This is a genomic window from Cobetia sp. BMC6, assembly GCF_029991385.1.
Classification (GTDB): domain Bacteria; phylum Pseudomonadota; class Gammaproteobacteria; order Pseudomonadales; family Halomonadaceae; genus Cobetia.
The window spans coordinates 610,155-624,826 of the sequence record NZ_JAKUMF010000002.1; the positions used below are offsets into that span (position 1 = coordinate 610,155).

At 63.9% G+C, this 14,672-nt stretch carries 10 protein-coding genes; 3 read left to right on the forward strand and 7 right to left on the reverse strand.

Features of this window, described 5'->3' with window-relative positions:
* Window positions 1-190: 190 nt before the first annotated feature.
* The gene (locus MKZ40_RS06850) at window positions 191-1,030 is read left to right on the forward strand and encodes a mechanosensitive ion channel domain-containing protein (RefSeq protein ID WP_282627817.1); all 840 of its coding nucleotides are present in this window, start codon (window positions 191-193) and stop codon (window positions 1,028-1,030) included.
* 144 nt (window positions 1,031-1,174) lie between these two features.
* Entirely contained in the window at window positions 1,175-3,055 is a 1,881-nt protein-coding gene (locus MKZ40_RS06855) for a glucosyltransferase domain-containing protein (protein WP_175089789.1), read from the forward strand.
* A gap of 178 nt (window positions 3,056-3,233) precedes the next feature.
* Here the strand turns inward: MKZ40_RS06855 and putP are convergent, their stop codons facing one another.
* From putP to MKZ40_RS06875, 4 genes are all read right to left on the reverse strand, one after another.
* Window positions 3,234-4,715 carry a sodium/proline symporter PutP gene (gene putP / locus MKZ40_RS06860; protein WP_175089790.1) on the reverse strand — a complete coding sequence of 494 codons (1,482 nt, stop codon included), beginning with the start codon at window positions 4,713-4,715 and terminating at the stop codon, window positions 3,234-3,236.
* A 468-nt stretch (window positions 4,716-5,183) separates the two neighbouring features.
* Window positions 5,184-8,363 carry a bifunctional proline dehydrogenase/L-glutamate gamma-semialdehyde dehydrogenase PutA gene (gene putA / locus MKZ40_RS06865; RefSeq protein WP_175089893.1) on the reverse strand — a complete coding sequence of 1,060 codons (3,180 nt, stop codon included), beginning with the start codon at window positions 8,361-8,363 and terminating at the stop codon, window positions 5,184-5,186.
* A gap of 629 nt (window positions 8,364-8,992) precedes the next feature.
* The gene (locus tag MKZ40_RS06870) at window positions 8,993-9,751 is read right to left on the reverse strand and encodes an AraC family transcriptional regulator (RefSeq protein ID WP_175089791.1); all 759 of its coding nucleotides are present in this window, start codon (window positions 9,749-9,751) and stop codon (window positions 8,993-8,995) included.
* Window positions 9,751-10,116 carry a hypothetical protein gene (locus MKZ40_RS06875; RefSeq protein ID WP_043335450.1) on the reverse strand — a complete coding sequence of 122 codons (366 nt, stop codon included), beginning with the start codon at window positions 10,114-10,116 and terminating at the stop codon, window positions 9,751-9,753. Before MKZ40_RS06875 ends, MKZ40_RS06870 begins: the two co-directional genes overlap by 1 nt.
* Window positions 10,117-10,316: 200 nt before the next feature.
* Here MKZ40_RS06875 and MKZ40_RS06880 point away from each other — a divergent pair, with 200 nt between their 5' ends.
* The gene (locus MKZ40_RS06880) at window positions 10,317-10,982 is read left to right on the forward strand and encodes a helix-turn-helix domain-containing protein (protein ID WP_175089792.1); all 666 of its coding nucleotides are present in this window, start codon (window positions 10,317-10,319) and stop codon (window positions 10,980-10,982) included.
* A gap of 156 nt (window positions 10,983-11,138) precedes the next feature.
* On the opposite strand, the gene MKZ40_RS06885 is transcribed toward MKZ40_RS06880, so the two are convergent.
* From MKZ40_RS06885 to MKZ40_RS06895, 3 genes are read right to left on the reverse strand one after another with little or no spacing between them, the layout of a single operon-like run.
* Complete coding sequence (locus tag MKZ40_RS06885) at window positions 11,139-12,659, reverse strand: tripartite tricarboxylate transporter permease (RefSeq protein ID WP_175089793.1); 1,521 nt, start codon at window positions 12,657-12,659, stop codon at window positions 11,139-11,141.
* Window positions 12,659-13,096 carry a tripartite tricarboxylate transporter TctB family protein gene (locus MKZ40_RS06890; RefSeq protein WP_175089794.1) on the reverse strand — a complete coding sequence of 146 codons (438 nt, stop codon included), beginning with the start codon at window positions 13,094-13,096 and terminating at the stop codon, window positions 12,659-12,661. Before MKZ40_RS06890 ends, MKZ40_RS06885 begins: the two co-directional genes overlap by 1 nt.
* Entirely contained in the window at window positions 13,096-14,070 is a 975-nt protein-coding gene (locus tag MKZ40_RS06895) for a tripartite tricarboxylate transporter substrate-binding protein (RefSeq protein WP_254627097.1), read from the reverse strand. Before MKZ40_RS06895 ends, MKZ40_RS06890 begins: the two co-directional genes overlap by 1 nt.
* Between the last annotated feature and the right edge of the window lie 602 nt (window positions 14,071-14,672).

A 14,672-nucleotide genomic window follows, 5' to 3' on the forward strand; every position in this document is an offset into this window, starting at 1 on the left:
CAGGGCACGCTGCTTCAGCTGCAAGAGCACTGACGTGACGCCGATAGTCAGGTAAATTGTGCGCGCGTGAATACCCAATGATCCGTTCGGCCGAGTGTCGGTGCGTCCCCGGCGCGCGCCTCGTGCCCTATAACGATAAAGCACCCGGTGGTCTGCTGACTGCCACGCAAGGGATGCTCAAGGAGTTGTCGTGGAATTTTTGAATGCCATTCCCATGGATACCAGTCAGCTGTTCGAGATGGGGCTGCAATGGGGCGGAACCCTGCTGTCGGCGCTGGCCGTGCTGGTCTTCGGCATGTGGGTCGCCAAGCGTCTGACCCGGTGGGCGACCTCGCTGCTGCACCGCAAGAGCATGGACGAGGCGGCGGCCGGTTTCGTCGGGCAGATCGCCTACGCCATCCTGGTGGTCATGGTGCTGCTGACCGCTCTGGATCAGCTCGGTGTCGATACCACCTCCATGATCGCCGCGCTGGGTGCGGCGGGTCTGGCGATCGGTCTGGCGCTGCAGAGCTCGCTGTCCAATCTGGCCTCCGGCTTCCTGCTGGTCACGCTGCGGCCGTTCAAGAAGGGCGATTACGTCGAAGCCGCCGGCACCTCCGGTAGCGTCGATCAGATCACCATGCTGCAGACCCGCCTCGTGACGCCGGACAACCGCAAGGTCACCGTGCCGAATTCCAGCGTCATGTCCAACACCATCACCAACTATTCGGCGCTGCCGACGCGTCGTCTGGACCTGGTGGTCGGTGTCAGCTATGACGATGACATCCGTCAGGTCAAGGCGGTGCTCGAGGAGCTGGTCGCCGGTGACGAGCGCATCATGAAGGAGCCGTCCCACCTGATCGCCGTGTCAGAGCTGGCCGACAGCTCGGTCAACTTCAACTTCCGCATGTGGTGCAGTGCGGCCGACTACTGGGCGCTGAAGTGGGACATGACCGAACGCATCAAGCTGACTTTCGATGAGCGCGGCATCAGCATTCCCTATCCGCAGCGCGATGTGCACTTCCATCAGGCCAGTACGCCGGCCGAGTAACTTGCGCATCACCCATGCAGGTCGACAACGCCACCCTCGGGTGGCGTTTTTCATGGGCTTTCGTCGGGGCATTCCATCGCGCCCCGAGTCAGGTACTCTCGAGGTCATCCGTCCTGGGTGTCGTTCTGATCGGGAGTCCAGTGCATGACAAGGTCGCAGTCGTTGTCCCAAGGGTATGATGCCGCTGATGCCCGGCGGCGTCAGGCGTGGCGCATTCTGCTTGCCAGCCTCGTGGTGATCGGCCTCGGGCTTGTGCCATTGATTGCCACGCGCGAGCTGTATCTGGATGACATGAGCCGCGCGCTGGATGGCTATTACGGCTGGATGCTCAATGCGCGCCCGGCCGCCGAGGGCATCATGCGTCTGCTGGGCTTCGGCGATGTGCTGGTCAATGTCGCGCCCTTGCCACAACTGGCGGCCTGGGGGCTGGCGTCGGGCATGGCGCTGGCCTGGTGGCGATGGCTGCCGGGGCTCTCGCTGACGGGCTGCGTCGTGGGCAATGCGCTGATCTGGTTGACGCCCTTCATCCTGCAGAATTTCAGTTACGCCTTCGATAGCCTGCCGATGAGCGTGGCGCTGGCTAGTGCAGTACTGGCCAGTCTGTTGCTGCGCCCTGGAGGGAAAAGCGGGGGAGAGGGAGAGCAAGCCGGAGGGGGAGGCGAAGGGCGGGGCGAAGGGCGGGGCGAAGGGCGGGGCCTGTGGCAGGCCTGGCAGCCACCGCTGAGTGCCTTGCTGCTGTTGTTGCTGGCGCTGTGCTGCTATCAACCGGCTTTGAATGCCTTTCTGGTGCTGAGCCTGCTCGAAGCCCTGTTCGCGGGCGCTGCCAGCACGTCACTGTGGTCGCGCTGGCGGATGCTGTTGCAGCGTGGGGCGTTGGCCGCCGTGGCCTTGCTGCTCTATCTGCCCATCACGCGGCTGCTGGTGGCGGGCGAGTACAGTCAGCAGCATGGCCAGATGCTGCCCTTCGCCGACCCGCAGGCCTTGCTGGCGGGGCTCGAGCACAACCTGAGCGTGGCGCTGGGTGAACTGCGTGAGGGGCTGGGGCAGGTCACGTTGTTGCTCAGTCTGGCGCTGCTGGCCGGGGCGGCGCTGTTGCGACTCCTGCCTCGCGGCGCGCCTGTGCGACATGAAACCGCTGGCGCGCCCGAGGTCAGGTCTCGCTCGGCGCGCCAGCTATCGCTGCAGCGCATGAGCTGGGCCCTGTGGGCGCTGCTGCTGGTTCCTGCTCTATGGGGGCCGATGCTGTTGCTGGCCGAGCCGGTATTGCATTCGCGCACTCTGATCGCCTGGGGGCCGCTGCTGGGTGGCGCCCTGATGCTGGCTCAGAGTACGAGTGAGAGTGTGAGAGCGAGCACGCAAGCAAGCGCAACGCCGAGCATGACGGAAGCGGCCACCACGCAGCGCAAGTCACCTGGCTGGCGGCGGCTGATGCAGTGCCCTTTGAAGCAGTGCCTGTTGATCGTCGCCTGCCTGTTGCTGGTGCGCCATGTGGTGATCTTCGCCGCCTGGAGCAATGCGCTGGCCGCCCAGCAGGCTCATGAAGCGCAGCTGGCTCGCACGCTGGTGGCTCAGGCGCGGGAGCAGGGCCTGCCGCTGGACTCGCCCCGCGACGCCGAGCGCTACCAACCGCGCGATGCCTTGCCGGTACTGGTGCTGGGCGAGGCGCCAGTGGCGCCGCTGGCGCGGGTCGCTCGCCAGCAGGTGGCGGCCGTGGGCCAGAATCTGGTTGCCGCCTTCACGCCCGACAACTACTGGGCCGTGGTGCGGCTGCGCCTGGCGGGCGCCAGCGCGGTGACCTTGCTGCGCGATGAGGCGCTCAAGGCACGCCTGCAAGCGCATTCGTCCTGTGCGCCTGGCGATGCTGCCAGTCAGTCCTCTGATCAGCCCACCAGTCAGACCTCAGCCCCTTCATCCGCTCAATCTCAACTTCTGTCGCACGTGCAGTCTCGAGTGCAATCGCCAGCGCTGTCACTGCAGGAGGGCGTCTGGGTGATCGATTTTCGCAAGCCTCGTCAATGTGATTAGGCCATGCGAGTCAGTCATGTAACCAGGACATGCAAGGGGCTCACAAGAGGGATCCATGAAAGCGAGAGTCAGTCATGACAAGTGGCCATGAACGACAACGCCGCCCCGAGGGGCGGCGTTGTCGTGTTGCCGATGTGAACGGCAATACAGGCTTCGACAGTGTCCTGTCACACCTCGATCAGGCGTGGTTCTCGACCTTGTCGAATTCCGTGGTGATCTCATCAGCCGGTGCTGCGCTCATGATGCTGACCACGTAGATGGCGATGTAGGCGAAGATGACGCCCGGCACGATCTCGTAGAGATCGAAGATGCCACCGGAAAGCTGCTTCCAGACCACCACGGTCACGCCACCGACGATGATGCCGGCCAGCGCGCCGAAGCGGTTCATGCGACGCCAGTACAGCGACATGATCAGAGCCGGACCGAAGGCGGCACCGAAGCCGGCCCAGGCGTAGGACACCAGACCCAGCACGCTGGAGTTCGGATCCAGCGCCAGGATCCAGGCGATGATGGCGATACCGACCACCGCGAAGCGACCGACCCACACCAGCTCGGACTGGGTCGCATCCTTCTTGAACAGCGCCTTGTAGAAGTCATCGGCCAGGGCAGAGGACGACACCAGCAGCTGGGAGTCAGCGGTGGACATCACGGCAGCCAGGATGGCGGCCAGCAGCACGCCGGCAACCGCCGGGTGGAAGATGAAGTTCACCATGACCATGAAGATCTTCTCGCTGTCGGCCAGGTCCTTCGGCACGTAGACGAGACCCAGCAGGCCGATGCAGATGGCCGCGAACAGACCCAGCGCAGACCAGACCACGGCGATGGTACGTGCCGCGCCGATGTCCTTCTCGCTGCGGATGGCCGCGAAACGCGCCAGGATATGCGGCTGACCGAAGTAGCCCAGGCCCCACGCCAGTGAGGAGACGATGCCGACCAGCGTCAGCGCTTCGCCGGTGGAGGCGTCACGGAACCATTCCAGCAGCAGCGGGTTCTCGGCGGTGATGCGCGAGCTCGCTTCTGCCACGCCACCCATGTCGGTGAGTGCCACGATGGGCACCACGATCAGGGCGGCGGCCATCATCAGACCCTGGATCAGGTCAGTCCACGACACGGCGAGGAAGCCGCCGAAGAAGGTGTAGGACACGATGGCGATGGTACCGACGGTCACGGCGATGGTGTAGTCGAGGCCGAAGACGGTCTCGAACAGCTTGCCACCTGCCACCAGACCGGAGCTGGTGTAGAAGAGGAAGAACAGCAGGATGAAGACGGCCGAGATGACGCGCAACATCTTGGAGTTGTCACGGAAGCGCTTCTCGAAGTAATCCGGCAGGGTCAGCGAGTCGCTGGCGATGAAGCTGTAGATACGCAGGCGCTTGGCGACGATCAGCCAGTTGAGCCAGGTACCGGCCAGCAGACCGATGCCGATCCAGGCAGCGGACAGGCCGCTGAGGTAGGCAGCACCGGGCAGGCCCAGCAGCAGCCAGCCGGACATGTCAGACGCACCGGCGGAAATGGCGGACGTCCAGGGGCCCAATGAGCGGCCACCCAGGATGTAATCCGACATGTTGGAGGTGCGCTTGTAGGCCAGCAGGCCAATGCCGAGCATCACCGCCAGATAGATAGCGAACGTGATGAGTATGGTGGGGCTGTTATCGACCATCGTGGAGTAAATCCTTTGCATTTATTGTTGTCGGACGGCGAGCGTCGTGATGATTCACTGCCAGTGACGGTTCCTGTCAGACCGTCGCCGGGAGTCCTGCGTCATGCATCGAACGTCCTTCGAGGGCCATGTCGCGGCGGCTCTCGCAAGTTCCTGCCAATCTTGTACGTTCAGACTAGCGCATAAACGAATCTTCTGACGATCGTCCGTCCCCGCATATTGCCGTCGAGTCAAAAGGGAAAACGGCAACGGACACCGCAGGGCACGAACATGAGGGGCCAGTCGCTGGCGATTCATGTCCGTGGGCGTCCCTGTCGGTGTCCGGGGCAGATGACGGCCTGGCGTGCTCGCCGTCATCCACTGGGCATCGTCCTGATGCCCTGTCACCTGGCTACCTCATGCACGTCCAGCATGCAGTCTTCCGCCAGGCGTGACCTCTGCTGCTGCCGCGAGAGCAGGCAGCGTCGGTCATTCGTCGCCCATGGCGAGAAGAGACGCGTTGCCGCCGAGAGCCGTGGTGTTGACGGTACGGGTCTTCTCGGTAGCGAAGCGGTGCAGGTAGTGCGGGCCGCCGGCTTTCGGGCCAGTACCAGAGAAGCCCTGACCACCAAACGGCTGTACACCTACCACGGCACCGATGATATTCCTGTTGACGTAGACATTACCAACACGAATTTTCTGTGCAACGGCATTAGCAAAACTTTCGTTTCGCGAATGCACACCGAAGGTCAGGCCGTAACCGAGACCATTGATGGTGTCGATGACCTTGTCCACTTCGCCGCCTTTCCAGGTCGCGATGTGCAGAACCGGGCCGAACTGCTCGCTTTCCAGGCTATCGATGCCGTCGATGCGCAGGGCGACCGGCGCGACGAAGGTGCCGTGCTCGGTGGTGGCCTTGTCGACGGCGGCTTCGGCGATCACACGGCCCTGGCTGCGATATTCCTCGATGTGCTTGAGCAGACCGGCACGCGCTTCCTCGTCGATGACCGGGCCGACGTCGGTGCCCAGGTCACGCGGATCGCCGATCTTCAGCTCGTCCATCGCGCCCTTGAGCAGGCTGATGACGCGCTCGGCGACGTCTTCCTGCACGTAGAGCACACGCAGGGCGGAACAGCGCTGACCGGCACTCTGGAAGGCGGACTGCACCACGTCATTGACGACCTGCTCCGGCAGGGCGGTGGAGTCGACGATCATGGCGTTGAGGCCACCGGTCTCGGCGATCAGTGACGGCAGCGGAGCGTTTTCCCGCGCGGCCAGCGAGCGGTTGATGATCTGCGCGGTCTGGGTGGAGCCGGTGAAGCACACGCCAGTGATGCGCGGGTCGCTGGACAGCACGCTGCCCACGGTCGGGCCATCACCCGGCAGCAGCTGGACGACATCGCGCGGCATGCCGGCTTCGCGCAGCAGCTCGACCACGCGGTGAGCGACCAGCGAGGTCTGCTCGGCGGGCTTGGCGACCACGGTGTTGCCGGTGACGGCGGCGGCGACCATCTGGCCGCAGAAGATCGCGACCGGGAAGTTCCACGGGCTGATGCAGGCGAAGACGCCCTTGCCGCCGAGCATGATCTGGTTGTGCTCGCCGGTCGGCCCCTGCAGCTCGGTCGGTTCGGCGAAGTCGGCACGCGCACGGTTGGCGTAGTAGCGGCAGAAGTCGACCGCTTCACGGATCTCGGCGATGCCGTCGGTCAACAGCTTGCCACCCTCGCGGGAGCACAGGGTCATCAGCTCGGCGGTGTGGGTTTCCATCAGGTCACCGAAGCGCTCGAGAATCGCGGCGCGTTCCTCGACCGGCGTCTGCTCCCAGCGCGGGAAGGCAGCCCAGGCGGCGTCGATGGCCCTGGAAGCTTCCTCGGCGCTGGTCCACTGCACGTGGCCCAGGGTGTCACGACGGTCGAACGGGCAGGTGACGGCCTGGCGGCGCTCGGCATTGACCTGGACATCGAAGGCCAGCTGCGGACGCACGTCGTAGGTGGTGTCCATGTGCGTGGCCATCTCGTCGATCAGCGGCTGGTACTGGCTATTGATGTTCAGATTGATGCCCCGTGAATTCAGGCGGTCTGCGCCATAGATGTTCGGCGGCAGCGCGATGCGTGGGTTGTGATAGGTCCTGTACTGATTGAGCGTGACCACCGGGTGGGTGCACAGGCTCTCGACCGGCACGCGCGGGTCGACCAACTGGTGAACGAACGAGGAGTTGGCTCCGTTCTCCAGCAGACGACGCACCAGGTACGGGAGCAGGTCCTTGTGTGCGCCGACCGGCGCATAGATACGGCACCAGGTCCCCTTGGGCGCGCGCTTGAGCGCGGCTTCATACAGGGCTTCGCCCATGCCGTGCAGGCGCTGGAATTCGAACTGACGTGTCTCGCCGGCGTTGGCCACATCCAGAATGGTGCTGATGGTGTGGGCATTGTGGGTGGCGAACTGCGGGTAGATGCGCCCACGGGTGTTCTCGGACAGCAGGAAGCGCACGCAGACCAGGTAGCTGACGTCGGTGGAGGCCTTGCGGGTGAACACCGGATAGCCTTCGACACCCAGTTCCTGGGATTCCTTGATCTCGCTGTCCCAGTAAGCGCCCTTGACCAGACGCAGCGGGATCTCGTCGCCTTGCAGGTCGGCGATGCGGTTGAGGTACTGCAGGGTTGGCAGGGCCCGCGTCGAGTAGGCCTGCACGACGAGGCCGAACTTGCCCCAGCCGCGGCAGGTGTCGCTCTCGTAGACGGCGCGGAACACTTCCAGCGAGATCTCGAGGCGATCGACTTCCTCGGCATCGATGGTGATGGCGACGTTCAGCTCGCGGGCGATACCGGCCAGTTCACGCACGCTTGCCACCAGCTCTTCCAGCACCTGCTCACGACGGCCGAATTCATAGCGCGGATGCAGGGCGGACAGCTTGATGGAGACGGACGGTGACGGCGTGGCTTCCTTCAGCTTGCGTGAGGTTTCGCCGACGGTGCGGATGGCACGTGCGTAGTCGTCGAAGTAGCCCTTGGCGTCGTCGCGGGTGCAGGCCGCTTCACCCAGCATGTCGTAGGAATAGGTGTAGCCCTTGTCGAACAGCGGCTGGGAGCGCTTGAGCGCTTCCTTGATGTCGCGGCCCAGCACGAACTGCTTGCCCATCACCTTCATCGCCTGGTACATGGCGCGGCGGATGACCGGCTCGCCGAGACGATTGACCATGCGGTTGATGAAGGTGGCCGGCTTGCCGTCACCCTTGGGCAGATCCATCTTGATGACGTTGCCGGTCATCAGAAGGCCCCAGGTGGAGGCGTTGACGAACCAGGACTCGCTCTGGCCCAGGTGGGACTTCCAGTCGGCCACGCCGAGCTTGTCCTCGATCAGCGCATCGGCGGTTTCCTTGTCCGGAATGCGCAGCAGCGCCTCGGCCAGGCACATCAGCAGCACACCTTCCTGGGTGTCGAGGCTGTACTGCTGCAGCAGCTCGTCGATGGAATCGACAGCGGTGTCCATGGTGCGAATCTCGCGCACCAGCTCTGCCGTCTTGTCGCCGATGCGCTTGACATCCTGCTCTTCGGCATTCAGCAGGCCGACCAGCTCGCTGACGTAGGCACTTTCATCGACCAGATAGTGGTCACTGACGCGCGCGAACAGCGCCTCCGGAGACTGCTGCCAGGTGCTGGCGGCCAGCATCTGGTCACTGCGCAGGATGTTGTCCTTGAGCACATTGCCCTTGAGAACCCCTTGCTTGGCAGTATTCGTGGACGAGTTGTTCGAGGACTGGGCGGCTGTGGACGTGGCCGAGGCGATCGCGGCATTCACTGCACTGGACTGATCGGAGGAAGTGGAGGTGGTCATGGTGCGAACCCCTTGCTGCTGGGCGTCGAAGCGCCGAATGGGATTGCCGAGTCACAGCGCCGGGAGTGATGCAGAACGCATCAGAAAGCGCGACAGCGGCACGTCTGGATGTATGACTGAGAATGTAGGGTGGCGCAGGGGGGCGGGTCTTTCCAATTTCTCGGCTGCGCATGTCAAATTCACGGGCATGTCAGAAAAGTGACACTCTTCTCCGACCTTTGTCGAAGGATGTGCCGCGAAATGACGCGATCTTGTTATACCAAGGTGGTAGAGGTCTGGAGGTGAACTGGTTTGCGGCTGACGGTGGGAGTGGCGTTGAACGACGTGCGTGCCCCAGGCGACGTACTTCCAGCGAGGGGGAGGAATGAAGAGCGGCGTGTCAGAAACACGGCCGTGAATGAGGGAAGCAAGGGCGTGTCAGAAACCCGGGGATGCGCATGCCTCATCGGCTTCTGCCAACTCGATCAGGCTTTGCGCAGAGCCGAAGGCGGGAAGCCGAGATGCTTGCGGAAGGCATGGGAAAGGGCGCTCTGGTTGGCAAAGCCGCAGCGATCCGCGATCTGGGACAGGGAAAGCTCGCTGGTGCCCAGTAGCTGGCGTGCCTCCTCCAGCCGACGGCGCAGCAGGTACTGATAGGGCGCGAGGCCGGTCAGTACACGGAAACGCTCGCTGAAATGCTGCTCGGAGAGATGCGACTGGCGGGCAAGATCCGCCACGCTCAGGCGCTGGCCGAGATTGGCGTCGATGAAGCGGTTGAGCGCGACCAGATCCAGCTGGCGGCCACTGGTGCTCAGGGCGCTCATCGGCTCTTCGATGCGCGTGTTGAGGCAGGCGAGGAAGGTGGCGGCGAGCAGGTCACCCGGCGCCTGCTGGTAGTCGTTGACTTCCGCGAGCATGAATTCGAGATAGCCGCGCAGGCGGGTGTCCAGCGTGAAGAAGCGTGGACGCTCGAACAGACGCTTGAGTTCACGGTGATGGCCGGTCAGGTAGGGCGCATCATCGGGCAGGTCGAGAATCAGCTGGCGATTCTCGCCGATGCCCGCGTAGTAGTGGACATGATCGGCCGGCACGATGCAGCCGGTCAGCGGGCGAATCTCGCCGCCCTGGCCCTCGATCTCGAACTCGGCCAGGCCATCGAGGCCGATCACCAGCTGGTGGTAGCTGTGATCGTGGTGCTCGCGCAGGTTGGAGAGCGGAATCAGGCGCATCTCGCTGGCGGCCATCAGGCGCGAGTCTCCGCGACACCGGTGCGGGCACGCAGGTGGCCCAGCAGCACGTTGAGCTCTTCACGGCCGGCGCGCGAGAACAGCGCACCGCCCTGGGCCAGTTGCCACGGCCTGGCATGGTTGTCGAAGATGCCCTGGCAGCGGCGACGCAGACTCTCCAGATACTCATCATGGCGAATCGGATAGCCGATCACGCTGTGCCATTCGTTCTCGTTGATCTCGCCGCTGATCGCCTGGTCCAGCACGCGGGCGATGTCGCTGTAGTCGGTGCGAAAGCGCGGCGTACGCGACATCATCAGCATGGCCACGGTGCCGACGGTGACGATCAGGCAGACCACGAAGGTGATGATGAAGATGGACATGAGCGAACCTTGTGCGGACGTAACCGGAAATAGTGTCGTAGCTCACCATTCTACCACGCTGCACGGCCAGTATCGTCAATGCGACAGGCGCGTCATGTTCTGTCTGTCAGAACGTTATGGCATGATTCAAGTCCTGTGAGGCGGCATGGCGCAAGCCGCCTGCCAGCCTCGTTCTTCATCTGCCGTGGGAGTCCCGCCGCATGGCCAATCAACGTGTGGAAGCGGTCGAGCGTGCCTTGACGCTGCTGGAAGCCTTTACCCCCGCGACCCCTCGACTGACGCTCAACGAGCTGGCGCAGGCCAGTGGTTTCTACAAGAGCACGATTCTGCGGCTGATGGGCTCGCTTGAGCACTTCGGCTATGTGGCGCGTGACAGCCACGGTATCTACTCCATCGGCGCGGCGCTTGGGCGTTTTGCCCAGCTGGCACCGGCGCTGCCGGCCCGCGAGGCTCAGTTGCGGGGTTGGTTGGCGGCGCTGAATGCCATCAGTGGCGAGACGGCCAGCCTGATGCTGGTTGAGCATGGCTCGCAGGCCGAGGCGCGACCGGTGAAGGGCGTGACACGCCCGCGTCAGGCGATGTGCCAGTACGCGCATGTCAGCCAGTGGCCGCTGCGTCATCAGCTGGAGGAAGGCGAGCTGGTCGATGAGGCGCTGTCCGCCCTGCTGCAGCAGTGTGTCGACAGTGGCGAGATCGAGACCGGCGAAGCGGCCGGCCTGTCGGTGGCGGCGCTGGCGGTCAGCGTCGCCCAGCATCACGACGAGGGGGGGGCACCGGCTGAGGTCATCGTGCTCAGTGGCCCGACGGCGCGCCTGACGCCTGCCCAGGCCCACCGCCTGCTCGCGCAGTGGCAGCAGGGCGACTGATACGCGACTCGCCAGTGACAGCTTTCTTGAGGTGCTGAAATGACAACGCCCCCGCCGGTCTTGCCGGCGGGGGCGTTGTCATTTCAGAGCGCTGTCATTCAGGGCGTTGTCGTTCAGGGCGTGTCACCTCATGAGAGGCGCGGGCCCTGGCCTGGATCAGGCGTCGGTGGCGGCCTTGGCGGCGCTCATGCGGCGACGCAGGATGGGGCCGACGATCACTGGCAGCAGCAGACCGGCGATGGCGATGCACCACAGGGTCACGGCCAGCGGGCTGCCGATCAGGATGGTCCAGTCGCCGTCAGACAGCTGCATGGCGTGACGCAGGTTCTTCTCCATCTCTGGCCCCAGCAGCATGCCGAGGATGACCGGTACCAGCGGGATATCCAGCTTGCGCAGGAAGTAGCCGGCGACTCCGAAGGCGACCATGAAGTACAGGTCGAAGGTCGAGTGGCTGATGGAGTAGATACCCACGAAGGCGACCATGGTCACCACCGGCAGCAGGTACTTGGGCGGCACGGACAGCAGCTTGACGAAGATGCCGACCATCGGGATGTTCATCAGCAGCAGGATGACGTTACCGATCAGCAGCGCCGCGATCACGCCCCACACGATGTCGCCGTGCTGGGTGAACATCAGCGGGCCCGGGGTGATGTTGAGCGAGATCAGCATCGCCAGCAGTACCGCGGTGGTACCGGAACCCGGCACGCCCAGCGTCAGCATCGGCACCAGTGCGCCTGAGGCGGCACCGTTGTTGCCGGCTTCCGGGGCGGCCACGCCGCGCGAGTCACCTTCGCCGAAGTTGCCTTTCTTGCCGAGGATCTTCTTCTCCAGCGTGTAGCTGATGAAGCTGCCCAGCGACGCACCGGCGCCCGGCAATACCCCGGAGATGAAGCCCAGCACGCCCCCGCGGAAGGATGTCGGCAGGATGGCGATGACGTCCTTCAGCTTCAGGGTCATCTTGTTCATGGCGATCATCGGCTTGCCTTCACCGGCGTGCTGTTCGATGAAGAACAGCAGCTCCGAGATGGCGAACAGACCGACGATGGCGATGATGAAGTCGATGCCCTCGAACAGCTCCAGCACATCGAAGGTGTAGCGCTGGGTGCCGGTGGAGCCATCGATGCCGACGGTGGCGATCATCAGGCCGATGGCCGCGGCCATCAGCGTCTTGACCGGATTCTTGCCGGTGATGCCGCCCAGGGTGGCGAAGGCCAGCACGAACAGGGCGAAGTACTCCGCCGGACCGAAGGTCAGCGCGAAGCTGGCCAGCCACGGCGCCATCACGATCAGGCCGATGGTGGCGATCAGGCTGCCGATGAAGGAGGCGATCGCCGAGATGGCCATCGCTTCGGCGGCCTTGCCTTTCTGGGCCATCGGATAGCCATCGAGACAGGTCATCATCGCCGGCTCATCGCCCGGGATGTTGAGCAGGATCGAGGAGATGCGCCCGCCGTACATGGCACCGGCGTAGACCGAGGTCAGCAGGATCAGTGAGGTTTCCGGGCTCAGGCCCAGGGTGAAGGCCAGCGGAATCAGGATGGCCACACCGTTGGCCGGGCCCAGGCCCGGCAGTGCGCCGATCAGGGTGCCCAGGAAGGCCCCCAGCACGGCGAACATAAGATTCTCTGGCTGCAGGGCGATGCCGAAGCCCTGCATCAAGAAGCCAAGACTTTCCATTACGCCACCTCCAGGATGCCCAGCGGCAGTGGTAGCTCAAGCACGAAGTTGAACAGGGCGAAGACGACGATGCCGCCGAGCAGACCTGTCACGTAAGCGCGAACCGGCCTGGAGCCCATGCGCCAGCACAGGGTGCCGACCGCAGCGGTGGTCGTGACGATGAAGCCCAGCGGCTCAAGCAGCGCGGTGTAGAGGCACAGGATGACGATGGCCAGCACCATCTCGGCGCCGGTGCGGCTCCACGGCCATTGCTGGTCCGGATCGGGGCGCACGATCAGATACAGGCTGCTCAGCGCCAGCACGATCGAGAGCACCGTGGGGAAGGTTTCGGGCCCGATGGACTCGGCCCCGCCGAAGGGTTCCGGGAACTGCTGGGCACCCCAGCCGTACGCGACGGCCAGGGTGAGCATCAGCAGACCAAAGATGCGGTCATTCATCAGCGAATCAGCCCAATGTCCTTGGAAAGGGTCTGGATGTCCTGGATCTGTGCCTTCACGAAGGCATCAAACTCGGCACCCGATTTATGGAACGGCATCAGGCCGCTCTTGGTCATCACGTCTTTCCATTCTTCGCTTTCATAGACGCTGTCCAGCGTGGTGGTCCAGTACTGCTCGGCATCGTCGCTGACACCGGCCGGGATGTAGAAGCCGCGCCAGTTGGGGGCGACGGCATCGATGCCCTGTTCGCGAGCGGTCGGCACGTCAGCCAGCTTGCCCGGCAGGCGCTCTTCGGAGAGCACGGCCAGCACTTTCAGGTCGCCGGATTCCATGAAGCCCTGAATCTCGGAGATATCACCGGTGAAGGCCTGCACGTGGCCGCCGACGACCTGGGTGATGGCTTCGCCGCCGTTGTTGTAGGACAGGTAGGAGACCTTGGGCAGGTTCTCGACATCGGCTGCCTGGGCGGCGATCAGCACCTTGAGGTGATCCCAGCCACCTGCGGCACTGCCGCCGGCGAACTTGACGGATTTCGGGTCTTTCTTCAGCGCGTCCATCACCTCGCTCAGGGTGTCGTACGGCGAATCCTTGGAGACGGCGATGGCGCCGTAGTCCGCGCCCAATGCGCCGATCCATTCGACCTGGTCCTGATTCATGCCCGGGAACTGGCCCTGGGCCAGACGGGTGGTGGTCGCGGTGGAGGCGGCCACCAGCAGCTGCTCGTCACCGGCACGCTTGGAGACGGTGTGTGCGAAGGCGACGCCGCCACCGGCACCGGCCATGTTGATGGTCTGAACGTTGCCCGGCACGAAATCGAGCTCAGACAGGATCTTGCCGACGCTGCGGCAGGTGAAGTCCCAGCCGCCGCCCGGATCAGCCGGCGCGATGCAGTCAACCTTGCCTTTCGGTTCGAAGGCGAAGGCCTGGGCGGACATGGCGGTGACCACCGCAGCTGTCAGGAGTTTGAGTGTCATATGACGTGTCATGGCGACCTCTGGTGTTATTGGATTGTGGTAGCGGCACATGTCGTGGGTCAGGTGCTGGCAGCGGTCGAGCGAGAAACTCGCCCTGCAGCCGCGAACCTGACAGCAACCTTACAATTCTGTAAGGCGAAACTTTATTCTGTGTGGTGAAATTAGACTGCTGCCCGCTGGCTCGCAAGATACCCATTCGTCGCACCGACCTTGGTCGAAAGGCGTATTCGCGCACCTTTGCGGTGCATTTTCGTGGATGATCCGCCCGGATGGCGTGTCGGAATCTGGCGGTTTACGACGCTCTGTTGCTCCTCTCTCGCCCCTCTCTTTTTTCTCTACTCACTTCTCTCTCGTTGCGCTTCTCTTGCTGCTCTTGCATGCCTCCTTCGCACCTCTCCCGGCAGGCCCGAGCGGGGCGCTCGCGCTGGGTGCGTGAGCTATCCGCCCACGGGCGCCATGGCTTGCCTGTCGTGTTTGAAACGTTATGCGGCGTTGCAGCAGAAGCGTGGCCCTTGGGCTCTGGTCTAGCGTGTAGCCGGTGGCCAGACTGCGTGCTGTCCGGGTGCCAGCGGCAATCGTGCAAGGGGACAGGGGAGGGGGAA